Raw genomic sequence first — 22843 nt, 5'->3', positions numbered from 1 at the left:
AAGGCTCACACGGTCGGCTGCTTGGTCTTTCTCAGATAGGGCAGGATCGTATCGAAGGCGCCGAAGCGCTTGATCGCGTCTTCGTTGGAGACCGCGGCGGTGATAATGACGTCCTCGCCCTGCTTCCAGTTGGCCGGCGTCGCCACCTGGTGCTTGGCCGTCAGCTGGATGGAATCGATGACGCGCAGTATCTCATCGAAATTGCGGCCGGTGGTCATCGGATAGGTGAGCACCAGCTTGATCTTCTTGTCCGGGCCGATGACGTAGACCGAACGCACCGTAGCATTGTCGGCGGGCGTGCGGCCCTCCGAGGTCTCGCCGGCGCCCGCCGGCAGCATCTCGTAGAGCTTGGCGACCTTGAGTTCCTTGTCGCCGATCAGCGGGTATTTCACCACCTGACCGGTCGCGGTCTTGATGTCGTCCTGCCATTTGTCGTGGCTCGAGACCGGATCGACCGAAATGCCGATGATCTTGACGTTGCGTTTTTTGAATTCGCCCTCCAACCCGGCCATGGTGCCGAGCTCGGTCGTGCAGACCGGCGTGAAATTCTTCGGATGGCTGAACAGCACCGCCCAGCCGTCGCCGATCCATTCATGGAAGCTGATTGTGCCTTGCGTGGTTTCGGCCGTGAAATCCGGCGCGATGTCGTTGATACGAAGACTCATGACGTGTCCCTACCCTTTGACTTGCCGCCGGCACAGTCAGCCCGCCGGCGCCGCCTGGTCTTCTTAGCACTGTAGGATCATCCTTAAAACGCTGGCGGACACCGGCGCCGGGACCTGCGGCGAAAAATTTTCGCCCATTTCGTGGAAATGCGGCATTTCTTCCGGGACACCCAGCCGGGCTGCGCTCAGGCCTTCTTCACCGCCAGGGTAACCGCCAGATCCTCCATACGCTGGGCCAGCGCACCAAGCGCGCTGGTCAGCACGGAATCGCTCTTGTCGGCCTTGGTCAGCGCCTCGTCGCGCGTCTTGCGCAAGGTCAGCACTTCGCTTTCCATGCCCTTGACGCGTTTTTGCAGCTCCGACAGCTCGTCCATGACCATGATGCCGGCCATGACGGTCAGCCGCTGGTCGCCGATCTCGCCAAAAGAGTCCTTCAGATGCGAAACATAGCGATCGAAGCGCTCGGCAAGATCGATCAGGTGCTCTTCCTGGCCCTCGTCGCAGGCCATGCGATACTGCTTGCCGTCGATTGAAACCGTAACCTGTGACATGGGCCTACCTGTCCAGTACCGCGCGAATGGTTTCCATCGCGGTCACCAGCCGACGCGACACTTCCTTGTTGGCATCTTCCAGCCGTTCGGCGCGCGCTTCGGAATTGTCGAGTTCCTGCGCCAGCCTGGAGCGGTCGGCGTTCATGCGCTGCACCTCGGCCTCGGCTTCCGAATAGTCGCGCTCGTGCTCGAGCTTGGCCGCGACGGCGTTTTCAAGGCCCTCGATGGCTTTACCCAGCCGGGCTATGACTTCCTTGAGCGTGGTTTCCCCGGTCATGGCTTCGTCCTGCACCCTGCCCATCACCGAATCGTTTGCGTTCAGAACGCGTTATTCAGGAAAGATTAGGCGGCGTGTGAAGGCGACGTCAACAAAGCTCTCGCGACTGTCCCCTGCTAACGCTAATGTAGGGGGGTTGCGGCATCACAAGCCCGGCAAAAACGCACCGATTTGTTGACTCAAGGGCCGCGCCTGCTATGTGTCGCGCACCCTTTCCAGGCCTCTCCCAAGGCCCCAAACCCCCACCCCGGAGGAAGCATGACCTCGCGTGAACAACATGATCGGATGGCCAATGCGATCCGTTTTCTCTCCATGGACGCCGTCGAGAAGGCAAATTCCGGCCACCCCGGCCTGCCGATGGGCTGCGCCGACATCGCCACGGTGCTGTTCACCCGCTTCCTGAAATTCGACGCCAAGGCTCCGCATTGGGCCGACCGCGACCGCTTCATCCTGTCGGCCGGCCACGGCTCGATGCTGCTCTATTCGCTGCTGCATCTGACCGGCTACGAGGACATGACCCTCGACCAGATCAAGAATTTCCGCCAGCTCGGATCGAAGACCGCGGGCCACCCGGAATACGGCCATGCCGAGGGCATCGAGACGACCACCGGCCCGCTCGGCCAGGGCCTTGCCAATTCGGTCGGCTTCGCGCTCGGCGAGCGCATCATGAACGCCGCCTTCGGCAACGACCTCGTCGATCACTACACCTATGTGCTGGCCGGCGACGGCTGCCTGATGGAAGGCGTCTCCCAGGAAGCCATCGCGCTGGCCGGCCACCTCAAGCTCAACAAGCTGATCGTGTTCTGGGACAACAACAACATCTCGATCGACGGCCCGGTGTCGCTCGCCGACAATACCGACCAGGTCGCCCGCTTCCAGGCCTCCGGCTGGAACGCCAGCCATATCGACGGCCAGGATCCGGAAGCGATCGCCTATGCCATCGAGGCGGCGCGCCATTCCGACAAGCCGACCATGATCGCTTGCAAGACGACCATCGGCTTCGGCGCCCCAACCAAGGCCGGCACCAACAAGGCGCACGGCTCGCCGCTCGGCGCCGAGGAAATCGCCGGCGCCCGGAAATTCTTCGGCTGGGACTCCGCGCCCTTCGAGATTCCGGCCGACATCCTCGACGCCTGGCGCGCTGCCGGCAAGGCCGGCGTCAAGGCGCGCACCGACTGGGAAGGCCGCCTCACCAAGGCCGACGCCAAGCTGCAGGCCGAGTTCGAGCGCCGCGTCAGTGGCAAGCTGCCGTCGAATTTCGACGCCGTCATCGCCGACTACAAGAAGAAGCTCTCAGCCGACAAGCCGAAGGTCGCCACCCGCAAATCGTCGGAAATGGCACTGGAAATCATCAATGGCGCAGTGCCGGAGACCATCGGCGGCTCCGCCGACCTGACCGGCTCCAACAACACCAAGACCAGCCAGACCAAGAACATCACGCCGGACGATTACGGCCAGCGCTATGTCCATTACGGCGTTCGCGAGCACGGCATGGCGGCAGCGCTCAACGGCCTGACGCTGCATGGCGGCCTGATCGCCTATGGCGGCACCTTCATGTGCTTCTCCGACTATGCCCGTCCGTCGATGCGTCTTGCTTCGCTGATGGGCATCGGCTCGATCTTCGTCATGACCCATGATTCCATCGGCCTTGGCGAGGACGGCCCGACCCATCAGCCGGTCGAGCATCTGGCGGCACTGCGCGCCATTCCGAACCACAACGTGTTCCGCCCGGCCGACGCGGTCGAAACCGCCGAATGCTGGCAGTTGGCGATCGAATCGAAAAAGACGCCGTCGACGCTGGCGCTGACCCGCCAGAATCTGCCGACGGTGCGCACCGAATACGCCGCCAAGAACCTGAGCGCTTCCGGCGCTTACGAGCTTGCCGCCGCCAGCGGCGAAGCGGCGGTGACGATCTTCGCCACCGGTTCCGAGGTCGAGATCGCGCTTGGCGCGCGCGACTTGCTGGAGAAGCACGGCCATCCGACCCGCGTCGTCTCGGTGCCCTGCTTCGAACTGTTTGACCAGCAGAGCGCCGACTACCGCAACAAGACGATCGGCAACGCTCCGGTGAAGATCGCCATCGAGGCCGGCATCCGCCAGGGTTGGGATCACCTCATCGGCACCGACGGCATCTTCGTCGGCATGACTGGCTTTGGCGCCTCCGGCACCATCGAGCAGCTCTATCCGCATTTCGGCATCACCGCCGATGCGGCCGCGAAGGCGGCGGAAGCCCGCCTGCACGGCAAGTAAGGCATTGAGGGCCGGCGCGCGAATTGCTCCACGCGATTTCGCGGGCTGGCCCAAACTAATCGATTTAAATCCAGGCCTTGCATGGCTGGATTCTTCGCCCGTCCGCAGCTATGAAGCAGCGGACCCAATCGCCTTCCAACTCCCAGGGAGAGAAAAATGACCGTCAGAGTTGCCATCAACGGATTTGGCCGCATCGGCCGCAACATCCTGCGCGCCATCCATGAATCCGGCCGCAAGGACATCGACGTCGTCGCCGTCAACGACCTCGGCCCGGTCGAGACCAACGCGCACCTGCTGCGCTACGACAGCGTGCATGGCCGCTTCCCGCACGAAGTGTCGGTATCCGGCGACCAGATCACCGTCGGCAAGGAGACCTTCAAGGTCACCGCCATCAAGGACCCGACGCAGCTGCCGTGGAAGGAACTCGGCATCGACATCGCGCTCGAATGCACCGGCATCTTCACCGCCCGCGACAAGGCCGCCGCGCACCTGACCGCGGGCGCCAAGCGCGTCATCGTCTCGGCTCCGGCCGAAGGTGCCGACCTCACGGTCGTCTACGGCATCAACCACGACAAGCTGACCAAGGACCACATCGTCATCTCGAACGCGTCCTGCACCACCAACTGCCTGGCGCCGCTGGCCGCCGTGCTGCACGACGCGGTCGGCATCGAGAAGGGCATGATGACGACGATCCACTCCTACACCGGCGACCAGCCGACGCTGGACACCATGCACAAGGATCTTTACCGCGCCCGCGCCGCCGCGCTGTCGCAGATCCCGACCTCGACCGGTGCCGCCAAGGCGATCGGTCTGGTGCTGCCCGACCTCAAGGGCAAGCTCGACGGCATCTCGATCCGCGTGCCGACCCCGAACGTCTCGGTCGTCGACCTCAAGTTCATCGCCAAGCGCTCGACCACCGTGCAGGAAATCAACGAGGCCGTGATCGCCGCCTCCAACGGCAAGCTGAAGGGCATCCTCGGCGTCACCCATCACCCGAACGTCTCGATCGACTTCAACCACGATCCGCACTCCTCGGTCATGGCGCTCGACCAGACCAAGGTCATGGACGGCAACTTCGTTTCGGTGCTGTCCTGGTACGACAATGAATGGGGCTTCTCCAACCGCATGGGCGACACCGCCGTCGCTTTCGGCAAGACCATCGCCTGATCGCAAGGCTCTCTTTTCGACACCTGAAACGCCCGGCTTTGCCCGGGCGTTTTTTCGTTAGGCACGACAGGATCGTTCCGTCATTCCGGACGACAGAAGATATCGGGCGGGGTCCGGCCTCCCCTGGACCGAGGTCGAGGCACCAAACCGCCCGGAAATCAGCGGCATAGGCCAAAAAGCCACCCTCCCGCCTTGCACTGGTCACGTCTTCGCCTCACTCTCCCGCAATTCGATAAGGACGCGAATGTGAGGGGCAAATTCGGATGGAGCATGCGATCTATCTCGTGACGCTGATCGGCACCGCGCTTGTCGTTGCCGCCGCGTTTTCGAGCCTGATCGCCTTCCGTTTCGGCGCCCCCCTGCTGCTGCTGTTCCTCTGCATCGGCCTCGCCACCGGAACCGACGGTCTCGGCATCGAATTCGACAATGCGCGGCTGGCTTATTTTGCCGGCTCACTGGCGCTCGCCGTCATCCTGTTCGATTCCGGTTTCGGCACGCCGCTCAACGCCCTGCGCCAGGCGGCCGGGCCGGCGCTGTCGCTGGCGACCGTCGGCGTCATCCTGACCACCGGTCTGTTCGGCGCCGCCGCCCACTATTTGCTCGACCTCACCTGGCTGGAATCCTTTCTGCTCGGCGCCGCCGTCGCCTCGACCGATGCGGCTGCGGTGTTCTTCCTGCTGCGCGCCGGCGAGATCAATCTGCGCGAACGCGTGCGTGCGACGCTCGAAGTCGAATCCGGCACCAACGACCCGATCGCCATCTTCCTGACCATCACCTTGGTCGAGATCATCGCCGCCCACGCCAATCCGGAAACCAGTGTCCTGGTCACCAACCTTGTCCTCGGCTTCCTGCTCAATATGGGCCTTGGCGCCGTCGTCGGCGTGCTCGGCGGTCTCGCCATCGTGCGCCTGGTCGACCGGCTCAACCTCGACCATGGCCTGTTGCCGATCTTCGTGCTGACCCTGTCGCTGATGGTGTTCGCCGCCGCCGGCGCCATCGGCGGTTCCGGTTTCCTGGCGGTGTATCTGGCCGGGCTGGTCGCCGGCAATTCCGACATCCGCGCCGTCACCATCCTGAAACGCTTCCAGGACGGCATGTCGTGGCTGGCGCAGATCATCATGTTCCTGATCCTCGGCCTGTTCGCCACGCCCTCGCAATTTCCGGCGATCCTGGTGCCGGCGGTGCTGCTCGGCCTGTTCCTGATCTTCGTCGCCAGGCCGATCGCCGTCTGGCTCTGCCTGATCCCGTTCCGCCTGCCCCGTCCCGAGATCGCCTTTGTCTCCTGGGTCGGTCTGCGTGGCGCGGTGTCGATCCTTTTGGCCATCACGCCGCTGCTCGGCGGCCTGGAAAACGGCCGAACCATCTTCAACACCGCCTTCATCATCGTGCTGGTGTCGCTTGTCATCCAGGGCTGGACCGTCGGACCTCTGGCGCGCCGCCTCGGCCTGATCGTGCCGGCCCGGCTCGGGCCGCTGGACAAGGTCGAACTTGAACTGCCGGGCTCGGCCCATCACGAACTGCTCGCCTATCGCGTCGCGCCCGGCAGTCCGGTGGCGCGCGGCGAACGTATCCCACGCTGGGCGCGGCCCTCGCTGGTGCTGCGCGACGGCCGCTCGATGCGCTTCCAGGACATGGGCCGGCTTGCCGCCGGCGATCACGTCTACATCTTCGTGCCGGACCGCTATCCGCGCCTGCTCGACAAGCTGTTTGCCAGCCGCGCCCTGGTCGACCCCGAGGATGCCGACTTCTTCGGCGCCTTCGCCGTCGATCCGACACGCTCGGCCGCGGAACTGGAAGCCGCCTATTCGCCGGGCCTGACCGAGGCCGAGAGCAAGCTGACCATCGGCGCCCTGGTCACGGAGCGCCTTGGCAACCATGCCGAATATGCCGACCGCGTCCTGCTCGGTCCGATCGAGCTGATCGTGCGCGACGTCGACGACAAGGGTAAGATCACAGGCCTTGGCCTGTCCTTCGAGCCGACCGCGCCGGTGGCGCGCGTGCCGGTGTTCCTGAGCGCCGGCGAAATCCGCGACCGCCTCGCCGCCTTCGTCCGCAGATGGCGCAAGCCGGCCGAAGTACCTGCTGCCGAGCTTCAGACGGAGGAAGCACCGGGGCCGACGGGTGAAAAAGCCGCGAGCGAAAGCTGATCTTTTCGAGGCGACATCATTTTTGCGCGCGCGCCTTCACGCGGGCCTTGCATCGTCGTCGGTGCGGGGTATGGTCCCGGCGATTTTTCGCGAAAAGGGATCAGCATGGCCGGCTTCAAGACACTGGACGACATCGGCAACATCTCCGGCAAGCGCGTGCTGGTGCGCGTCGACCTCAACGTTCCAGTCGCCGACGGCAAGGTCACCGACGTCACCCGCATCGAGCGCATCGCGCCGACCCTGGCCGAATTGTCCGGCAAGGGCGCCAAGGTCATCCTGCTTGCCCATTTCGGCCGTCCCAAGGACGGCCCGACCCCGGAGTTCTCGCTGGAGCCGATCGCCAAGGCGACGGCGGATGTGCTCGGCCGGCCGGTCGGCTTTGCGTCGGACTGCGTTGGCGACACCGCCGCAAGCGCCGTCGCCGCCATGAACAAGGGCGACGTGCTGCTGCTTGAAAACACCCGCTTCTACAAGGCCGAGGAGAAGAACGACCCGGCCTTCACCGAAAAGCTCGCCGCCAATGGCGACATCTTCGTCAACGACGCCTTCTCCGCCGCCCACCGCGCCCATTCCTCGACCGAAGGGCTGGCGCATCTCTTGCCGGCCTATGCCGGCCGCACCATGCAGGCCGAGCTCGACGCGCTGGAAAAGGGCCTCGGCAATCCGGTTCGCCCGGTGGTCGCCATCGTCGGCGGCGCCAAGGTGTCGACCAAGATCGACCTCTTGATGAACCTGGTGAAGAGGGTCGACGCGCTGGTCATCGGCGGCGGCATGGCCAACACCTTCCTTGCCGCGCGCGGCACCGCCGTCGGCAAATCGCTGTGCGAGCATGACCTCGCCACCACCGCCAAGCAGATCATGATCGAAGCGGCCGAAGCCGGCTGCGCCATCATCCTGCCGGTCGACGGCGTCGTTGCGAAAGAATTCAAGGCGGGCGCGGCCAGCGAAACCGTCGCCATATCGGAGGTGCCGGCCGACGGCATGATCCTCGATGTCGGCGAGAAAACCGTGAAGACCGTCGACGACTGGATCGACCGTGCCGCGACGCTGGTCTGGAACGGTCCGCTCGGCGCCTTCGAGATCGCGCCTTTCGACCATGCGACGGTGGCAGCGGCCAGGCACGCAGCGGCCCGCACCAAGGCCGGCAAGCTGGTCTCGGTCGCAGGCGGCGGCGATACGGTGGCCGCGCTCAACCATGCAGGCGTGGCCGACGACTTCACCTATGTCTCGACCGCCGGCGGCGCCTTCCTGGAATGGATGGAGGGCAAGCCATTGCCGGGCGTCGAGGTGCTGAAGCGCTGAGAGCGTCTGGCTTGAGCGATCAATACTAGGAGAGCGCGCCGGGGCGGCCGCAACTTTCAATCGATTCGAGCTTTCCGGCGTCATTTCTTTGGCGGTAATGTTCTGCTAGCGCGGAAACAACACCGTCAAGGAGAAGCAAAATGAGCGAACGTCTCGAAGACATTGCCGCCGCGATCGTCGCCGACGGCAAGGGCCTCTTGGCCGCCGATGAAAGCTCCGGCACCATCAAGAAGCGTTTCGACGTCATCGGCGTCGAATCGACCGCCGACAGCCGCCGCGACTACCGCGAGATGATGTTCCGCGCCAAGGACGCGATGACGAAGTACATTTCCGGCGTCATTCTCTATGACGAGACCATTCGCCAGATGGCCGCCGACGGCACGCCGCTGGTCGACATCATCAAGGCGTCAGGCGCCATCCCCGGCATCAAGGTCGACGCCGGCGCCAAGCCGCTGGCCGGCTTTCCCGGCGACACCATCACCGAAGGCCTCGACGGCCTGCGCGAGCGGCTCGCCGAATACTACAAGATGGGCGCGCGCTTCGCCAAATGGCGCGCGGTGATCGACATCGACATCGCCAAGGGCGTGCCTTCCGCCACCTCGATCGGCTCCAACGCCCATGCGCTGGCCCGCTATGCGGCGCTTTGCCAGGAGGCCGGCATCGTGCCGATCGTCGAGCCGGAGGTGCTGATGGACGGCGCCCACGACATCGACACCTGCTACGAGATCAGCAAGGCGACGCTGACGAAGCTTTACACCGAGCTCTATGCGGCCCGCGTCGTCCTCGAAGGCACCATCCTCAAGCCCAACATGGTTTTGGCGGGCAAGAAGTCGGGCAAGGTGAGCAGCCCGGAGGAAGTTGCCGAAAGGACCATAAAGCTGTTCCGCGAGACGGTGCCGTCGGCGGTGCCGGGCATCGCCTTCCTCTCCGGTGGACAATCGGACGAGGAAGCCACCGCCAACCTCAACGCCATCAACGTCATCGGTCCGCATCCGTGGAAACTAAGCTTCTCCTACGGCCGCGCCTTGCAGGCCGCCCCGCAGAAGGCCTGGAGCGGCAAGGCGGAAAATGTTGCCGCCGGCCAGGCCGCCTTTGCCCATCGCGCGCGCATGAACCATCTGGCGGCGCTCGGACAATGGCAGCCGGCGCTGGAAAAGGCCGCCTGACCACACCTCTTCTGTCTTGATCCGGACCCGGGCCGTGTGCCCGGGTTTTGTTTGCCCGGTGGCTGCCCTCCCGCATGTCTATGTCCTCCCCGGAAAAACAGGCGGTCATGTCGGTTTGCGCCGACCCCGAACGTCCTTGGGGCGAACGACAGGGAGAAAGTTCATGCCAAACAACAAGATCGTTTCGCGGGAAGACTGGTTCGAGGCGCACAAGGCGCATCTGGCGCGCGAAAAGGAACTGACGCGCTTACGCGATCGCATCGCCGCCGAGCGCCGCGATTTGCCCTGGCTCAAGATCAGGAAGGACTACGTCTTTGAAACCGGGCAGGGCCCGAAGAAACTGGCCGATCTGTTCGCGGGCAACAGCCAGCTGATCGTGTATCATTTCATGTTCGGGCCGGGCGCCGATTACCGTTGCGAAGGCTGTTCGTTCCTCGCCGACCACATCGACGGCGCCAACCTGCATCTCGGACATCACGACGTGTCGCTGGTCGTGGTGTCGCGGGCGCCGCTGGCCGAGTTGCTGCCCTACAAGCAGCGCATGGGCTGGAAATTCGACTGGGTGTCGTCCTACGCTTCGGACTTCAATTTCGACATGCAGGTCTCATTCACCGACAAGCAGATCGCGGCGGGCGACACCACCTACAATTTCGAGACGCGTCCCCGGACATCGAAGGATCTTCCCGGCGCCAGCGTGTTCTACCGCGATGCGGCAGGCGACATCTTCCTGACCTTCATGACGCGCGCCCGCGGCGGCGACCCGCTGATCGGCGCCTACCACTATCTCGACATGACGCCCAAGGGCCGCAACGAAACCGGTCCCTACAACGGGCTGATGGACTGGGTGCGGCTGCATGACGAATACCAGGAGAGGCCGCAGGCTGAGCACGATTGCTGCAGCTGACAGAGCGGCAGGCGCGCGCAAGCCCGTTCATTTGCGGCGCCGCATGCGATAAAGGCTGGTTGTCTTCCGCTCAAATGGTATCGCCATGCGTTTTCCAGCCCTCCTCACCTGGCTCGCCTTCCCGGTCTATATCTGGCAGGGACTTGGCGTGCGCCGCCGCACCACCCGCATGCTGCCGGCGCAGGGGCCGGTCATGCACGAAATATCAGGCCGGCAGCCGCCGATCTCGCTGCTGGTGCTGGGCGATTCCTCGGCCGCTTCGGTCGGCATCGGCAACTCCGAGGACGGGTTGGCCTCGCAGCTGGCCGCGTTGATCTCGCAAGGCACCGGCCGCGTCGTGCGCTGGCGGGCGGCCGGCTTCAATTCGGCAACGTCGGGCCAGATCCGCGATCATGTCCTGCCCAATCTGTCGGCCGATTCGTGGACGCATATCGTGCTGGCCATCGGCACCAACGACACCAAGAACTTTCATTCGGTGCCGCGCTTCAAGAAGGAGTTCGGCGGCCTGCTCTATTCGCTGCGCGCCAAATGGCCGGAGGCGCGCGTAGTGTGGTCGCCGGTGCTGGAGTTCACCCGCGCGCCGGCGATGCCGCCACTGCTCGGCAAGATCCTCGAAATCCGCGCCACCGAGATGAACCGCATGGGCGAGCGCCTCTGTCTCGAACGCGGCGCGGTGCCGGCGCCGCGGCTGCCGATCACCAACCCGGAGGCCGGCTTTGCCTCCGACGGTTTTCATGCCTCGGAGGCCGGTTACCGGGCCTGGGCCGAGCATCTGGTCGGGATGGTGTTGGCGGATGGGCAAGGCGAGGCGCTGTAGCGGCTTACGCCCCTACCCCCAATGGCCGAGCAGTGCCGTTATCGAGATCGCCGCCATGGCCAGCACCGCCAGCTTCCAGAAGTCGCTGCGCCGCTTCAGCCCCGGCCAGCCGAGCGGCTTGATCAGCTGGATTGCCATGATGCCAATGATGACGAGCGCGAGGAGTTTCGACATGCCGCTTTTGACCAGCATCGCGCGCGGCTGTCAAAGCGGTTCTCCCGTCAGCCGGCTGAGCCGTTACTGACAAAAGACCCGTTTCTAAGGCATTCGCACGCTAACCCAAAACCTTGTTCGACGGCCTGACATCCTCCTGACAGACTGCTGTCAGTAGGGGTGTGCGATGATGCTCTCATCAAAACAGAGGAGAGTCGTCATGAACGGTTTTACGATTTTGCGCAGCGTCCAGCACTATGTGGGCAAGATCCGCACCATGCGCAACGAGATCCGCACCCAGCGTTACATGAACGGTTTGCCGGCGGACATCCGCAAGGACATTGGCTGGCCGGACATGTATGCCAACGGCCGCCACATCGATAGCTGAGATGTTTTTTTACGCGCAGCGCTTGGCTGCGGAGGCAGCGACGCCCAGATGTAAATCGCGGGGCTGCTGAAGGCTCCTGACAGTATGTTGTCAGGAGCGGCGTGCGATAAAGCGGTAAGTTCAGGAGAAAGACATGGCCTTCATTCCTGCAAAAGCCTCGGCCTGGTTCGAGATTCCCGTCACCGACATGGACCGTGCACGCGCCTTCTATGCGTCGGTGCTGCAGAACGATCTGGTGCTCGAGGAAAGCGGCCCGAATCCGATCGCCATGTTCAGCGCGCAGGAGCGGATGGCGTCGGGACACGTCTATCCCGGCAAGCCGGCAGCGCCGGGAACCGGCCCGACCATCCATTTGTCGGTGGCCGCGCCGATCGAGGATGCGATGGAGCGGGTAACGCGAAACGGCGGCCAGGTCGTCTCGCCGGCGATCTCCATTCCGGCCGGCACATTCGCCTATTGCCTCGACCCTGACGGCAACAGTTTCGGCCTTTTCGTCTAGGTACTCTCATGGTGAAAAGCTGGAACGAAAGGCTGAACACACCGGGCATCAACGGTATCAAGCCGTCGCCGCGCACGGTGGCTGACGTCGTCGAAGGCCAGTCTATGCTGGTGCCGACTGCGCGGCAGGTCGACGATTTCATCCGCTCCATCCCCGAGGGCGTCGAAATGGATGTCCGCGCCTTGCGCACCGCTTTAGCCATCGAGCACGGTGCCGAAGTGACATGTCCCGTCACGATCGGCTATCATCTGCGCACCGTCGCGGAGGCCGCCAATGAGGATCTGGAGCGCGGCATGTCGCTGAGTGACGTCGCACCCTTCTGGCGGGTGATCGACGCCAGGACGCCGACAACGAGGAAATTGTCCTTCGGCGCGGAGTTCGTCGCCGCGCAGCGCAAGCGCGAAGGGCTGAAACCATAATGCATGTCGCCCGACCACGACATGCATAAAGACAACGCCGAGGGACCATACGATGCGCCGTGCCGACAGGCTCTTCCAGATCGTGCAGCATCTGCGCGGTGGCCGTCTGGTCACTGCCCAGAAGTTGGGCACCTGGCTCGAGGTTTCCGAGCGAACCATCTACCGCGACATCGCCGATTTGCAGTCGACCGGGGTGCCGATCGACGGCGAGGCGGGCGTTGGCTACATGATGAGGGAGGGTTTCGACCTTCCGCCGCTGATGTTCACCCGTGACGAGATCGTGGCGCTGGTCGCCGGCGCCCGCATGGTGCGCGCCTTTGGCGGCGCCGCCATGGCCAGGGCCGCCGACGAGGCGCTGGTCAAGATCGGCGCCGTCCTGCCCGACGCCGAGAAGGACCGCATCGCCCGCACGGAGATCCACACGCCGATGTGGGTGGTGAGCGATGCCGCGCGCGAGGCGATCGACCTGATCGAGCGCGCCGTCGAGAAACGCCAGGTGCTGACCATCGATTACTCGGACGAGGCCGGGCGCGGCACCGCGCGCGACATCCGGCCGCTCGGCCTGTGGTTCTGGGGCAAGGTGTGGACGCTGGTCGCCTGGTGCGAGATGCGCGACGATTTCCGCGCCTTCCGCATCGACCGCATCGCTTCGGTGGTGATCGCCGGCCGCATCTTCAAGCCGGAACGCGGCAAGCAGCTGGCTGATTTCTACCGGGCGGTGGAGCGCAGCGAAGACTACGGCATGACGCCGGATCGGGCGGCGCGTAGCTGAGGCAGCACGAGACAACCAACAAAAAAGCCCGCTCGAAGCGGGCTTTTTTGTTGGTTGCCGAGAAGCTTACTCCTCGTCCGCTTCCTCGTCCTTGTCCTTCGACTTCAAGGCCGAAAGCTTGGCGAAGACGGCGTTGGCGTCGAGCTCGGCATCCTCGTCCTTGGGCTTTTCCGGCGCCGGCACCAGCCGTTCGGTCAGCGCCGCCGGCAGCAGCGTATCGCCGACAGGCTGCGCCTGCTCGCGGCCGCGCGAGGCGCGATTGACTTCCATGTCGAGGTCGATCTGCGAGGCCAGACCCAGAGTCACCGGGTCCATCGGCTGCAGATTGGCCGAATTCCAGTGCTTGCGCTCGCGGATCTGGTCGATCGTCGACTTGGTGGTGCCGACGAGGCGCGAGATCTGCGCGTCCTTCAGCTCGGGATGATTGCGCACCAGCCACAGGATGGCGTTCGGCCGGTCCTGGCGCTTCGACAGCGGCGTGTAGCGTGGACCCTTGCGCTTGGATTCCGGCACCCGCACCTTGGGGTCGGAGAGCTTCAGACGATGGTTCGGATCCTTCTCGGCGCGCGCGATCTCGTCGCGGGTCAGCTGGCCGGTCATGATCGGGTCCATGCCCTTGATGCCTTGCGCCGATTCGCCGTCGGCGATCGCCTTGACCTCGAGCGGATGCAGCCCGCAGAATTGCGCGATCTGCTCGAAGGAGAGCGCGGTGTTGTCGACCAGCCAGACGGCGGTCGCCTTGGGCATCAGCAGCGTATTGGCCATTTCAAAAATCCTTCTCGTTCGCCCGCGTTCCCGCGCGGGCGGTGGTTTTTAGAGCCACCAAAATGGGAAATTCGCGGCCTGTATAACCGCTCCGCTGCCATTTCGCAATGTTTTTGGGAGAGTCGCGGCAAGAGCGGCGACAGAGTATGGGAACGGCCGATCAGCAATCGGCGGTCATTGCCGCCGCAAGGGGCGGGTCACAAAGACAAAACCCGCCGGACAGGGTCCAGCGGGCTCGGAGCCGGCGACGCAAAACTGTCAGCGGCGGCTCTGGCTTCTTTCGGCGGGGTCCGGCCTTTCGGGCCAGACCTGCCGGAAATCAAATCGCCTGGCGGGCGATTCTCTCGATGTCGCCGCGGTTGATGCCGAGGTCGTGCAGCTGACGGGCGTTGAGCTTGTTCAGCTCGCGCACGGTCTCGTTGTACATGCGCCAGTTACGGAAAGCGCGGATCGGGTTCATGGTAGTCCTCCATTTGTTGGATCAATCATTTCGATGCCGCTTAGATAGGCATCGTTGCCCAAGAAATGAACGAACGCTTTTGCATGGCCGCAATGCAATTGTGCATTGCAGCATTAAGCCTTTGTTCAGGATGCAGCAGGCGTCGCGCACACCCGGGATCCTAGCCGACGTCGAGCACGATCTTGCCGATGTGCTCGCCCTCCTCCATCCGCTCATGCGCCCGCCAGGCATCCGTGAGCGGGAAGATCATGTCCATGACCGGCGCCACTTTGCGGGTGCCGAGCAGCGGCCACACCTGCGCTTCGAGCGCAGCGGCAATTGCCGCCTTGAACTCGACGGTGCGCGGCCTGAGCGTCGAGCCGGTATGGATGAGCCGCTTGACCATGATCTTGGAGAAATCGGCGCTCGCCACGGCGCCGCCCTGCAAGGCGATCTGCACGATGCGGCCTTCTATCGCCGCCGCCTCGTAATTGCGCGCGATGTAGTCGCCGCCGACCATGTCGAGGATGACATTGGCGCCCTTGCCGGCGGTCGCGTCCTTGACCGCGGCGACGAAATCCTCTTCGCGGTAGTTGATCGCCCGGTCGGCGCCGAGCTTCAGGCAGGCGTCACATTTTTCCTGGCTGCCGGCGGTGGTGATGACGTAGGCGCCGAAGGCGGATGCCAGCTGGATCGCCGTGGTGCCGATGCCTGACGAACCACCATGGACGAGCAGCGTCTCGCCGCTCTTCAGGCCGCCGCGCTCGAACACATTGTGCCAGACGGTGAAGTAGTTCTCCGGCACCGCCGCCGCCTCGGTGTGGGTGAAGCCGGCGGGCAGCGGCAGCACGCTGCCGGCATGCACCTTGACATATTCGGCATAGCCGCCGCCTGGCGTCAGCGCGCAGACCCGGTCGCCGATACGCCAGCGCGATATCTCGTCGCCAAGGGCCGCCACTTCGCCCGACGCTTCGAGGCCCGGCAGGTCGGACGCGCCGGGCGGCGGCGGATAGGCGCCCTTGCGCTGCTGCACGTCGGGCCGGTTGACGCCGGCGGCGCGCACCCGGATCAGGATCTCGCCCGGACCGGGCATGGGTACGTCGCGCGTTTCCGGCTTCAGCACCCGTGGGCCGCCGGGTTCGGAAATCGCAATGGCCATCATCTTCGCCGGAATTTTCTGTGCGCTCGCCATGAACTGTCCCGTCTCGAATATGCCGCTCTGTCGCCTGCTGTTTGCATCAGCACCCCTGCCCTATGTATGCTGATTGCCAAATCAGGCAAATGCTGAATCAGGGAGGAGCGACGATGGCTATCTTCGACGACGAACCCAAAAAGAAGGCCCGTCCGCACGAGATCGGACAGGATCTGGCGCTGCTTTCGGTCGCCGAGCTCACCGAGCGGATCGGCATCCTGCGCGACGAGATCGCCCGGCTGGAAGGCGAGCTCAAGAGCAAAAGCACGACCAAATCCGCTGCAGAGGCGCTGTTTCGCCGTGGATGATTTCCACCGATAAGCCTTCGGAGCTGCGACGCGCCGCTGAAAAGCCCGAATGCCACTGTCTTCAGACCTGCGCCCCGAAATTCCCGCCGGATCAAAACATGTTCGCAACCTACAGGCCGATCCTTTCGCTGCTTCGCGGCACCGCCTTCCTGCTCGCGGCGTCCGGACTGCACGGACTGCTTCTGCCGCTGCGTGGCCAGGTGGAAGGATTCTCGACGGCATCGCTCGGCCTGATGGGAACGGCCTGGGCCGGCGGCTTCGTCACCGGCTGTTTCTTTGCGCCGCGCATCGTGCGGCGCGCCGGCCATGTCAGGGCCTTCGGCGCCTTTGCCGCGTCGGGCGCCATCGTCGCCCTGCTCACCGGCCTCGTCATCGACGAATATATCTGGATCCTGCTGCGCGCCTTTACCGGCTTCACCATGGCCGGCGCCTTCATGGTCATCGAAAGCTGGCTGAACGAGAAGGCCACCAACGAGAACCGCGGCACCGTCTTCGGGCTTTACATGATGGTCACCTATGCCTCGATCATGGGCGGCCAGATGATCGTTGCAGGCGGCGACGTGAAATCGGCCTCGCTGTTCATGATCACCGGCATATTGTTCTGCCTGTCGCTGATCCCGACCGCCGTCTCGTCGGCTTCGTCTCCCAAGCCGTTGCAGGACGTCAAGCTCGACGTCAAAGGGCTTTACGCCAATTCGCCGGTTTCGGCAGTCGCCTGTCTGCTGATCGGCATCGCCAATGGCGCCTGGGGCACGCTCGGCGCCGTCTACGGCGCGCGCATCGGCATTTCCACGGCCGAGATCGCGCTGATGATGAGCCTTGTGGTCGTTGCCGGCGCGGCCATGCAGCTTCCGGCCGGGCGTCTGTCCGACAAGACCGACCGCCGTTTCGTGCTGGCGGGTGCTGCGTTCGGGTCGGCATTGTTCGCCATCCTGATCTTCCTGTTCGAACCGCGCTCCAGCATCTTCGTCATCGTCTTCACCGCCGCCTATGGCGCTTTCGCCTACACGCTCTACTCAATCGCCGTGGCGCACGCCAATGACCATGCCAGCGCCGAGGACTTCGTCAAGGTCTCCGGCGGCCTGCTGCTGCTCTACGGCTTCGGCACCATGATCGGCCCGCTGCTGGCGGCCGGCTTGATGGGCTGGTTTCGTCCCGAGGGACTGTTTCTTGCAACCGCGCTCGCGCATCTTTGCCTGGCCGCCTACACGCTGCTGCGCATCAGCCGCCGCGCGCCGGTGCCGATCGAAGATCGCGACGCGTTCACGACGCAGCCGGCCGACCGCTCGGTCACGCCGGAAGCCTTGCGGCTTGATCCACGCAGAAAGAATGAAACCAACGGTTGAGATTTCGGGAACTTTGCCCCACAAATAAGGCATGATCTTTTCCGACGCCTTCATGGCGATCGCCGATCCGAACCGGCGCTACCTTCTCGAAGAGCTCCGGCGCGGCCCGAAGACCGTCAACGAACTCGCTGCCGGGCTGCCAGTGTCGCGCCCGGCCGTTTCTCAGCATTTGAAAGTGCTGCTCGACGCGGGCCTGGTCAACGCCAAGGCCGAAGGCACCAGGCGCGTCTATGCGGTGAGCAGCGCCGGCTTCCTCGGATTGAACGTCTGGCTCGACCAGTTCTGGGAAGCCGGGGAGCTTGGGTCGCCCGGAAGCTGAGGCATCGTCGGCCAGATTTCGGCGATCGGCGCTAACCGTTGTTGTAGGGAAACAGCTTGAAATAGGGCTGCGCTTCCTCGATCACGCGGGCCACCGACGGCCGCGCGAGCAGGCGGTCATGGTAGCGCTTTACTGCCGGGTAGTTGTCGCCGAACGGCTCGACCTTGTTGGCATAGAACAAGGCCGGCGCCGCGGCGCAGTCGGCCATGGTGAAGGCTTCGCCCACCGCCCAGGTCCGCGACTGCATCTCCCGTTCGATGATGGCGTAGGAGCCGCGCAGCTGGGCGCGGGCCTGTTCGACACCGAACGGATCGGTCTTGCCTTCCGGCCGCAGCCGGTCGCCGACGACCTTCTGCATCGGTTCCTGGACATAGAAATCGTAGAAGCGATCGGCCAGGCGAACCTGACGGGCAAGATCGATATCGGCCGGGATCAGGTCGACCGGTCCGGGGTAATGCGCGTTGAGGTATTCGATGACGATGGTCGATTCCGGCACCGTATGGCCAAGCGCCGCGTCCTGCAGCACCGGCATCTTGCCGGCCGGCGACAGCTTCAGGAAGGCGGCACGCGACTGCTCGTTGCCGAGATCGACGATGACGGAGTTGAACGGCGTGCCGTTCTCGTAGAGCGCGATGAGCGGCTTCCAGCAGAAGGACGCCAGCGGGTGGAGATGCATGGTCAGGGACATTGTCTGCTCGCTTCTTTCTTAGAGCAATTCCAGGAAAAGTGCGTAGCGGTTTTCCGTCCGGAATTGCGTCAAAACAAAAAGGATAGAGCGGTTCTGCTTTTCCGTGAAACGGTGAACCGCTCTGGTCATCGATTTCAACAGTGAGGCACGTGCTTACCTATCGCCGCAAGTCCGACCTGACAGTGACCGCGCTCAGCCTGCCTGGCTATGCGTCGCGATGGCGGCGACGATTTCCGGCCAGTCGTCGGGATGCAGCTCGTGGCCGCCGCCTTCGATCCGCACCAGCCTCGCACCGGCAACCGCCTCGGCAAGAGCGGCGCCATGCTCGACCGGGAAGATCGGGTCCGCCGTGCCGTGGATGACGAGGAGCGGAGCCTTCATGTCATGCAAGCGGCCCTTCCAGTCCTCACCATCTTGAAGCATGAAGTGGTTGGTCGCGCTCAAAAGGCCACCGGAGCGGTCGTAGTCCTGCTCGACGAACGCTCTCGTCCGTTTCTCGTCGAACGGATGCGCAATGCCGGCGATGGCGCGCGCGTCACTGACCACGAAGCCGATCACCTGGTCACGATCGGCCCAATCGACCTTCGCGCCTTCGGCCGAGTGCTCCCGATAGGCATCGGTCGTGCCGGGCAGATGGGACGTGTCCACCCCCATCGGCGAACTGCTGACGATCGTGAGCGTCGCGACGCGCGATGGGTGCTTTAGCGCCACAAGCTGCGCGATCATGCCGCCCATCGACATGCCGACGACATGCGCTCTGCCGATGTTATGATCGTCGAGCACGCGGATGGCGTCATCGGCCATGTCGTCGAACGTGTAGGGTGGCTCGCCCGGCGTATATTTGGTCGACAGCCCGGTATCGCGATTGTCGTAGCGGATCACGAAGCGGCCCGCATCGGCGAGCTTCCGGCAGAACGCCTCCGGCCACCAGAGCATGGAAGCCATGGCGCCCATGATCAGCAGCACCGCCGGATGCGCCGGATCGCCAAACGTCTGGAATACGATTTCGGGTTGCTCGTTCGTGCTCATGGTTCTCCTCCATCGCATTCAAATCCGATTGCATTTTGCAATCAGTTGCACGATAATAAAACTGATAAGATAATGCAACCAGTTTTTACTGGAGAGTCGCATGAACACCGATCATCGGTCCGGATGCCCGATCAACCTGTCCCTCGAAGTGTTCGGCGACCGCTGGAGCTTGATCATCCTGCGCGACATGATCTTCGGCGGCCGGCGCCATTTCCGCGAACTGCTCAACGGGTCGATCGAGGGCATCGCTTCCAACATCCTTGCCGACCGGCTGAAGCGTCTGATGGAGTTGGGCATGCTGACCAAGGCCGACGATCCTTCCCACAAGCAGAAGGCAATCTATAGCCTTACCGAGATGGCGATCTCGCTGGTGCCTATTCTGGCACACCTCGGCGCCTGGGGCCGTGTCTGGCTGCCGGTCAGCGAGGAACTCTCGATCCGCGCCGAGCTTCTGGAGAAAGGCGGCCCACCGATGTGGGAGCACTTCATGGACGATTTGCGCCACGAGCATCTCGGCGCCCCCGCCCGCGCATCGGGCCCCACCGTGCGCGCAATCTTGCAGGCCGGCTACGAAGCGGTGGTCGCCCGCAAGGCGCTCGGTGCCGTGCGCGACCCGGCCTGACCAACTTATTTTCGCAATTGCGGGCCGGCTCTGCTATCAAGGACCTGAAAACAATAATTTATGGGATTGGACAACGCTCTTGGTCGAGAACTCTAAGGATACCGCCCGCGCACGGGCTGATTTGCGTTTCAAGAAGCAGGAAGAAGCAGCCACGGTCCGCCAGAAGGCGATGGCTGAGTATGTCGCCGAAAGCGACGCCCGCCAGGCCAAGACCAACAAGCTGAGGGCGCTGCGCTTGGCCAAGGAAGCCGAAGACCTCGCCAATGCGGCAGCCGCTCCGGCCAAGAAACCGGCGCGGGCCAAGAAAAAATAGCCGTCTTCACCAGCAGTCTGTAAGTAGCCGCACGGCGATGCCATATCGGGCGCGTGCCGGTCGCCGGCTCGTTCCATAGTGGCCTCGCCTTCCATTTCGCCTTTTCACGCGAAGCAATTTCAACCGCAATCGGGATTTCGCATCGCCTGCGGCCGGTCGATGATTGACGCGTTTCAACAGGAGATTGCCATGACCGCACTGACGCTCGCCAAAGCCATCGAGATCATCGGCGCCGCCTTCGCCAAAGGTGCGGAGCTCAAGCTCAAGCCGCTGGGCGTATCGGTCCTCGATGCCGGCGCCCATCTTGTCGCCTTCCAGCGCCAGGACGGCGCCTCGTTCCTGCGTCCGCAAATGTCGGCCGGCAAGGCCTATGGAGCACTGGCGATCGGCATGGGCTCGCGCCGCGTCGAGGCCTTCGCCAAGGAGCGGCCGCATCTCGTCGCCGGCATCTCGGACGTATCGGGCGGCCGCGTGCTGCCCGTTGTCGGCGGCGTGCTGATCCGCGACAAGTCAGGCACCGTCATCGGCGCGGTCGGCATTTCCGGCGACACGTCGGACAATGATGAGGCAGCCGCAATCGCCGGCATCGAAGCAGCCGGCTTCACCGCCGATCCGGGCTGAAGCGCCGGAGCCTGCTTCTAGTTGAGATTGATATCCCGGCTGGCCGAGCGCATCGACACAGAGAAGCCGGCCAGTACGTCGAACAGCGCAATCACCATCAGCGTGAAGAAGACGGAGTGCGCCGCGCCCTTGACCAGCAGGAACTCGACCAGGAACGCCACGAAGACCAGCGTCGACAAGAGATGATCCAGGATCGAGGCATTCGTTGTGCGCACCGACTTCACCATTTCGGCGAAGAGGAAGACCAGCGCGATCAGCACCATCAGGTCGCCAAGCGTCATCGAGAAGACCCCGCCCGACATCATGCCGATCGAGAACATCTCGGTCGCCCACGGGTCGTCGCCGCTGCCGAAGATTCCGAGAAGTCCGAGATTGTAGAGCACGAAGGGCACGATCAGCAGCGGAATGGCACCGAACATTACGGGTCTCCGGTTGGTGCGTGTCGCCCAAAGGCAGGCTTCGGACAGCGATGCGCACGGAAACAACAACTCGAGGTGCGCCGCACAGTGCCGCTCAGATACGGCGCGCTCTGATCTCTCACTAGCAGCGCCCGGGCCATTGTCGTCAAGATTTTTCGCGCGCGTAGCGAACACGGACAAAGACCGTCCGAAACAACGGCGTCAGCAGCAACCGGGCTACCACGTTGCGGTACCCGAAGGGGGCTCACCTGGTCGTCAAAAATAACGCTCAAGGTTCGAGCGGATGCGATCCAACACGGTGTGGCCGGAAGTGTCGGGAAGGAATTTCTTGCCGGTGATTGCCTCATAGGCCTGCGCGTAGACGCGCGAAGCCTGGCTTACGACCTCGTCCGGTATCTTCGGTATCGAATCCCTGTAAGGATCGCACCGCGCCGAGACCCACGACCTGATGAAGTCCTTGTCGAAACTCTCCGGCCGCTTGCCGCTTTCGAAGGCTTCTTCGTAGCTCGCCGCGATCCAGTACCGGCTGCTGTCCGGCGTGTGGATTTCGTCGGCAAGAATTATGCTGCCGTTCTTGTCGGTGCCGAATTCGTATTTCGTATCGGCGAGGATCAGGCCGCGTTCCGCGGCGCGCGCCTGGCCCCTGGCGAACAACTGCAAGGCGTAGTTCGATACGGTATCCCACTGCGCCTGCGTGAGAACGCCCTGTTCGATGATTTCGGCCTTGGACAGAGGCTCATCATGAGCACCGTCCAAGGCCTTGCTCGTCGGCGTGATGATCGCCTCAGCCAGTTTTTCATTGTCACGCAAGCCATCAGGCAGGCTGATGCCATACAGATCCCGCTCACCCTTCCGGTACTTGGTCAATATCGAGGTGCTGGTGGTTCCCGCCAGATAACCGCGCACGACGATCTCGACCGGCAGGATATCGAGCCGGGTGCCAATGACGACGTTTGGGTCGGGGTATTCCAGAACATGGTTCGGACAGATATCGGCGGTTTCCTCGAACCAGTACCGGGCAATCTGGGTCAGGATCTCGCCCTTGAACGGGATCGAGGTCAGGATGATGTCGAAGGCGCTGAGCCGGTCGGTGGCGATGATGATGCGCCTGCCGTCCGGCAGGTCGTAGTTCTCGCGGACCTTGCCCCTGTAGTGGCCCGGCAATTCGGGAATGAAGGCATCGGACAGAGTGCGCATCGGATCTCCTGCCTTCCGAAGATTGGTGGATTCCATCATCGCATAAGCCCTCGACCCTCAGCATATCAAGCGCGAAGGGTGAGGCTTGCCCGACAATGCAAAAAGACC

General features: G+C 63.6%; 28 protein-coding genes. 17 read left to right on the top strand and 11 right to left on the bottom strand.

From position 1 onward, the window contains the following. Nucleotides 1-5: 5 nt before the first annotated feature. The 3 genes from DH08_RS26910 to DH08_RS26900 form a co-directional block, all read right to left on the bottom strand. On the bottom strand, nt 6-665 hold the full coding sequence (locus tag DH08_RS26910; RefSeq protein WP_192182161.1) for a peroxiredoxin: 660 nt from the start codon (nt 663-665) through the stop codon (nt 6-8). Between the two features lie 185 nt (nt 666-850). Next, nucleotides 851-1216 (bottom strand): cell division protein ZapA, encoded by a 366-nt coding sequence (locus DH08_RS26905; protein ID WP_006200775.1) that lies wholly within the window; start codon nt 1214-1216, stop codon nt 851-853. Between the two features lie 4 nt (nt 1217-1220). After that, nucleotides 1221-1493: a DUF4164 domain-containing protein gene (locus tag DH08_RS26900; RefSeq protein ID WP_006200774.1), complete on the bottom strand. Its 273-nt coding sequence runs from the start codon at nt 1491-1493 to the stop codon at nt 1221-1223. 258 nt (nt 1494-1751) lie between these two features. Here DH08_RS26900 and tkt point away from each other — a divergent pair, with 258 nt between their 5' ends. The 7 genes from tkt (at nt 1752) to DH08_RS26865 (ending at nt 11246) form a co-directional block, all read left to right on the top strand. Continuing rightward, complete coding sequence (tkt, locus tag DH08_RS26895) at nt 1752-3743, top strand: transketolase (protein ID WP_192182159.1); 1992 nt, start codon at nt 1752-1754, stop codon at nt 3741-3743. 156 nt (nt 3744-3899) lie between these two features. Then, the gene (gene gap / locus DH08_RS26890) at nt 3900-4910 is read left to right on the top strand and encodes a type I glyceraldehyde-3-phosphate dehydrogenase (protein WP_120013475.1); all 1011 of its coding nucleotides are present in this window, start codon (nt 3900-3902) and stop codon (nt 4908-4910) included. A 263-nt stretch (nt 4911-5173) separates the two neighbouring features. Further along, nucleotides 5174-7057, top strand: coding sequence for a potassium/proton antiporter (locus DH08_RS26885; RefSeq protein WP_192182157.1), 1884 nt, complete (start codon nt 5174-5176; stop codon nt 7055-7057). 105 nt (nt 7058-7162) lie between these two features. Further along, on the top strand, nt 7163-8359 hold the full coding sequence (locus DH08_RS26880; protein ID WP_192182155.1) for a phosphoglycerate kinase: 1197 nt from the start codon (nt 7163-7165) through the stop codon (nt 8357-8359). A 140-nt stretch (nt 8360-8499) separates the two neighbouring features. After that, nucleotides 8500-9525: a class I fructose-bisphosphate aldolase gene (locus tag DH08_RS26875; protein ID WP_192182153.1), complete on the top strand. Its 1026-nt coding sequence runs from the start codon at nt 8500-8502 to the stop codon at nt 9523-9525. 163 nt (nt 9526-9688) lie between these two features. Next, nucleotides 9689-10429, top strand: a complete 741-nt coding sequence (locus tag DH08_RS26870; RefSeq protein ID WP_192182151.1) for a DUF899 domain-containing protein — start codon at nt 9689-9691, stop codon at nt 10427-10429. 85 nt (nt 10430-10514) lie between these two features. Then, nucleotides 10515-11246 (top strand): SGNH/GDSL hydrolase family protein, encoded by a 732-nt coding sequence (locus DH08_RS26865; protein WP_192182149.1) that lies wholly within the window; start codon nt 10515-10517, stop codon nt 11244-11246. Between the two features lie 12 nt (nt 11247-11258). Here the strand turns inward: DH08_RS26865 and DH08_RS26860 are convergent, their stop codons facing one another. Continuing rightward, nucleotides 11259-11420: a hypothetical protein gene (locus DH08_RS26860; RefSeq protein WP_120013607.1), complete on the bottom strand. Its 162-nt coding sequence runs from the start codon at nt 11418-11420 to the stop codon at nt 11259-11261. A 199-nt stretch (nt 11421-11619) separates the two neighbouring features. Here DH08_RS26860 and DH08_RS26855 point away from each other — a divergent pair, with 199 nt between their 5' ends. From DH08_RS26855 to DH08_RS26840, 4 genes are all read left to right on the top strand, one after another. Further along, nucleotides 11620-11787: a hypothetical protein gene (locus tag DH08_RS26855; RefSeq protein ID WP_192182147.1), complete on the top strand. Its 168-nt coding sequence runs from the start codon at nt 11620-11622 to the stop codon at nt 11785-11787. Nucleotides 11788-11920: 133 nt separating this feature from the next. After that, the gene (locus tag DH08_RS26850; protein WP_192182146.1) at nt 11921-12286 is read left to right on the top strand and encodes a VOC family protein; all 366 of its coding nucleotides are present in this window, start codon (nt 11921-11923) and stop codon (nt 12284-12286) included. Between the two features lie 8 nt (nt 12287-12294). Further along, nucleotides 12295-12705, top strand: a complete 411-nt coding sequence (locus DH08_RS26845) for a hypothetical protein (RefSeq protein ID WP_192182145.1) — start codon at nt 12295-12297, stop codon at nt 12703-12705. A gap of 52 nt (nt 12706-12757) precedes the next feature. Next, complete coding sequence (locus DH08_RS26840) at nt 12758-13477, top strand: helix-turn-helix transcriptional regulator (protein WP_065518138.1); 720 nt, start codon at nt 12758-12760, stop codon at nt 13475-13477. Between the two features lie 66 nt (nt 13478-13543). Here the strand turns inward: DH08_RS26840 and DH08_RS26835 are convergent, their stop codons facing one another. From DH08_RS26835 to DH08_RS26825, 3 genes are all read right to left on the bottom strand, one after another. Beyond that, complete coding sequence (locus DH08_RS26835) at nt 13544-14242, bottom strand: DUF1013 domain-containing protein (RefSeq protein ID WP_006203788.1); 699 nt, start codon at nt 14240-14242, stop codon at nt 13544-13546. Between the two features lie 319 nt (nt 14243-14561). Further along, on the bottom strand, nt 14562-14702 hold the full coding sequence (locus tag DH08_RS26830; RefSeq protein WP_006203790.1) for a DUF1127 domain-containing protein: 141 nt from the start codon (nt 14700-14702) through the stop codon (nt 14562-14564). 160 nt (nt 14703-14862) lie between these two features. Beyond that, a complete protein-coding gene (locus tag DH08_RS26825) occupies nt 14863-15873 on the bottom strand; it encodes an NAD(P)H-quinone oxidoreductase (protein ID WP_192182144.1) in 1011 nt (336 codons plus the stop codon). A 113-nt stretch (nt 15874-15986) separates the two neighbouring features. On the opposite strand from DH08_RS26825, the gene DH08_RS26820 reads away from it, so the two are divergent. The 3 genes from DH08_RS26820 to DH08_RS26810 all read left to right on the top strand — a co-directional run bounded on the left by DH08_RS26820 (nt 15987) and on the right by DH08_RS26810 (nt 17846). After that, nucleotides 15987-16181: a DUF1192 domain-containing protein gene (locus DH08_RS26820; protein WP_192182143.1), complete on the top strand. Its 195-nt coding sequence runs from the start codon at nt 15987-15989 to the stop codon at nt 16179-16181. 98 nt (nt 16182-16279) lie between these two features. After that, entirely contained in the window at nt 16280-17527 is a 1248-nt protein-coding gene (locus DH08_RS26815) for an MFS transporter (protein ID WP_192182142.1), read from the top strand. A 31-nt stretch (nt 17528-17558) separates the two neighbouring features. Next, complete coding sequence (locus DH08_RS26810; protein WP_192182141.1) at nt 17559-17846, top strand: ArsR/SmtB family transcription factor; 288 nt, start codon at nt 17559-17561, stop codon at nt 17844-17846. Between the two features lie 31 nt (nt 17847-17877). Here the strand turns inward: DH08_RS26810 and DH08_RS26805 are convergent, their stop codons facing one another. Together DH08_RS26805 and DH08_RS26800 are read right to left on the bottom strand one after the other, a co-directional pair. After that, entirely contained in the window at nt 17878-18534 is a 657-nt protein-coding gene (locus tag DH08_RS26805) for a glutathione S-transferase family protein (RefSeq protein WP_192182140.1), read from the bottom strand. Nucleotides 18535-18726: 192 nt separating this feature from the next. Further along, nucleotides 18727-19563, bottom strand: coding sequence for an alpha/beta fold hydrolase (locus DH08_RS26800; RefSeq protein ID WP_192182139.1), 837 nt, complete (start codon nt 19561-19563; stop codon nt 18727-18729). 100 nt (nt 19564-19663) lie between these two features. On the opposite strand from DH08_RS26800, the gene DH08_RS26795 reads away from it, so the two are divergent. The 3 genes from DH08_RS26795 (at nt 19664) to DH08_RS26785 (ending at nt 21119) form a co-directional block, all read left to right on the top strand. Further along, nucleotides 19664-20185: a winged helix-turn-helix transcriptional regulator gene (locus DH08_RS26795; protein WP_192182138.1), complete on the top strand. Its 522-nt coding sequence runs from the start codon at nt 19664-19666 to the stop codon at nt 20183-20185. A 79-nt stretch (nt 20186-20264) separates the two neighbouring features. After that, on the top strand, nt 20265-20498 hold the full coding sequence (locus DH08_RS26790; protein WP_192182137.1) for a hypothetical protein: 234 nt from the start codon (nt 20265-20267) through the stop codon (nt 20496-20498). Nucleotides 20499-20687: 189 nt separating this feature from the next. After that, nucleotides 20688-21119, top strand: coding sequence for a GlcG/HbpS family heme-binding protein (locus DH08_RS26785; RefSeq protein ID WP_192182136.1), 432 nt, complete (start codon nt 20688-20690; stop codon nt 21117-21119). Between the two features lie 17 nt (nt 21120-21136). Here the strand turns inward: DH08_RS26785 and DH08_RS26780 are convergent, their stop codons facing one another. Together DH08_RS26780 and DH08_RS26775 are read right to left on the bottom strand one after the other, a co-directional pair. Beyond that, nucleotides 21137-21538 carry a hypothetical protein gene (locus DH08_RS26780; RefSeq protein WP_120013490.1) on the bottom strand — a complete coding sequence of 134 codons (402 nt, stop codon included), beginning with the start codon at nt 21536-21538 and terminating at the stop codon, nt 21137-21139. Nucleotides 21539-21793: 255 nt separating this feature from the next. Next, entirely contained in the window at nt 21794-22735 is a 942-nt protein-coding gene (locus DH08_RS26775) for a phosphoribosylaminoimidazolesuccinocarboxamide synthase (RefSeq protein ID WP_192182135.1), read from the bottom strand. Nucleotides 22736-22843 lie beyond the last annotated feature (108 nt).

Source organism: Mesorhizobium amorphae (assembly GCF_014843845.1).
GTDB classification, from domain to species: Bacteria; Pseudomonadota; Alphaproteobacteria; order Rhizobiales; family Rhizobiaceae; genus Mesorhizobium; species Mesorhizobium amorphae_A.
Note: the sequence above shows the minus strand (reverse complement) of the source record. Positions and strands in the feature narration are given on the sequence as shown.

Excerpts from the sequence above, each read along its gene's own strand:
- DH08_RS26860 (WP_120013607.1), bottom strand. The coding sequence starts at position 11,420 with ATGTCGAAACTCCTCGCGCTCGTCATCATTGGCATCATGGCAATCCAG.
- DH08_RS26870 (WP_192182151.1), top strand. The coding sequence starts at position 9,689 with ATGCCAAACAACAAGATCGTTTCGCGGGAAGACTGGTTCGAGGCGCAC.
- DH08_RS26850 (WP_192182146.1), top strand. The coding sequence starts at position 11,921 with ATGGCCTTCATTCCTGCAAAAGCCTCGGCCTGGTTCGAGATTCCCGTC.
- DH08_RS26855 (WP_192182147.1), top strand. The coding sequence starts at position 11,620 with ATGAACGGTTTTACGATTTTGCGCAGCGTCCAGCACTATGTGGGCAAG.
- DH08_RS26840 (WP_065518138.1), top strand. The coding sequence starts at position 12,758 with ATGCGCCGTGCCGACAGGCTCTTCCAGATCGTGCAGCATCTGCGCGGT.
- DH08_RS26880 (WP_192182155.1), top strand. The coding sequence starts at position 7,163 with ATGGCCGGCTTCAAGACACTGGACGACATCGGCAACATCTCCGGCAAG.
- DH08_RS26820 (WP_192182143.1), top strand. The coding sequence starts at position 15,987 with ATGGCTATCTTCGACGACGAACCCAAAAAGAAGGCCCGTCCGCACGAG.
- tkt (WP_192182159.1), top strand. The coding sequence starts at position 1,752 with ATGACCTCGCGTGAACAACATGATCGGATGGCCAATGCGATCCGTTTT.
- DH08_RS26785 (WP_192182136.1), top strand. The coding sequence starts at position 20,688 with ATGACCGCACTGACGCTCGCCAAAGCCATCGAGATCATCGGCGCCGCC.
- DH08_RS26800 (WP_192182139.1), bottom strand. The coding sequence starts at position 19,563 with ATGAGCACGAACGAGCAACCCGAAATCGTATTCCAGACGTTTGGCGAT.
- DH08_RS26885 (WP_192182157.1), top strand. The coding sequence starts at position 5,174 with ATGGAGCATGCGATCTATCTCGTGACGCTGATCGGCACCGCGCTTGTC.
- DH08_RS26865 (WP_192182149.1), top strand. The coding sequence starts at position 10,515 with ATGCGTTTTCCAGCCCTCCTCACCTGGCTCGCCTTCCCGGTCTATATC.
- DH08_RS26845 (WP_192182145.1), top strand. The coding sequence starts at position 12,295 with ATGGTGAAAAGCTGGAACGAAAGGCTGAACACACCGGGCATCAACGGT.
- DH08_RS26810 (WP_192182141.1), top strand. The coding sequence starts at position 17,559 with ATGATCTTTTCCGACGCCTTCATGGCGATCGCCGATCCGAACCGGCGC.
- DH08_RS26780 (WP_120013490.1), bottom strand. The coding sequence starts at position 21,538 with ATGTTCGGTGCCATTCCGCTGCTGATCGTGCCCTTCGTGCTCTACAAT.
- DH08_RS26910 (WP_192182161.1), bottom strand. The coding sequence starts at position 665 with ATGAGTCTTCGTATCAACGACATCGCGCCGGATTTCACGGCCGAAACC.
- DH08_RS26905 (WP_006200775.1), bottom strand. The coding sequence starts at position 1,216 with ATGTCACAGGTTACGGTTTCAATCGACGGCAAGCAGTATCGCATGGCC.
- DH08_RS26805 (WP_192182140.1), bottom strand. The coding sequence starts at position 18,534 with ATGTCCCTGACCATGCATCTCCACCCGCTGGCGTCCTTCTGCTGGAAG.
- DH08_RS26900 (WP_006200774.1), bottom strand. The coding sequence starts at position 1,493 with ATGACCGGGGAAACCACGCTCAAGGAAGTCATAGCCCGGCTGGGTAAA.
- DH08_RS26815 (WP_192182142.1), top strand. The coding sequence starts at position 16,280 with ATGTTCGCAACCTACAGGCCGATCCTTTCGCTGCTTCGCGGCACCGCC.
- DH08_RS26875 (WP_192182153.1), top strand. The coding sequence starts at position 8,500 with ATGAGCGAACGTCTCGAAGACATTGCCGCCGCGATCGTCGCCGACGGC.
- DH08_RS26830 (WP_006203790.1), bottom strand. The coding sequence starts at position 14,702 with ATGAACCCGATCCGCGCTTTCCGTAACTGGCGCATGTACAACGAGACC.
- DH08_RS26775 (WP_192182135.1), bottom strand. The coding sequence starts at position 22,735 with ATGCGCACTCTGTCCGATGCCTTCATTCCCGAATTGCCGGGCCACTAC.
- DH08_RS26795 (WP_192182138.1), top strand. The coding sequence starts at position 19,664 with ATGAACACCGATCATCGGTCCGGATGCCCGATCAACCTGTCCCTCGAA.
- gap (WP_120013475.1), top strand. The coding sequence starts at position 3,900 with ATGACCGTCAGAGTTGCCATCAACGGATTTGGCCGCATCGGCCGCAAC.
- DH08_RS26825 (WP_192182144.1), bottom strand. The coding sequence starts at position 15,873 with ATGGCGAGCGCACAGAAAATTCCGGCGAAGATGATGGCCATTGCGATT.
- DH08_RS26835 (WP_006203788.1), bottom strand. The coding sequence starts at position 14,242 with ATGGCCAATACGCTGCTGATGCCCAAGGCGACCGCCGTCTGGCTGGTC.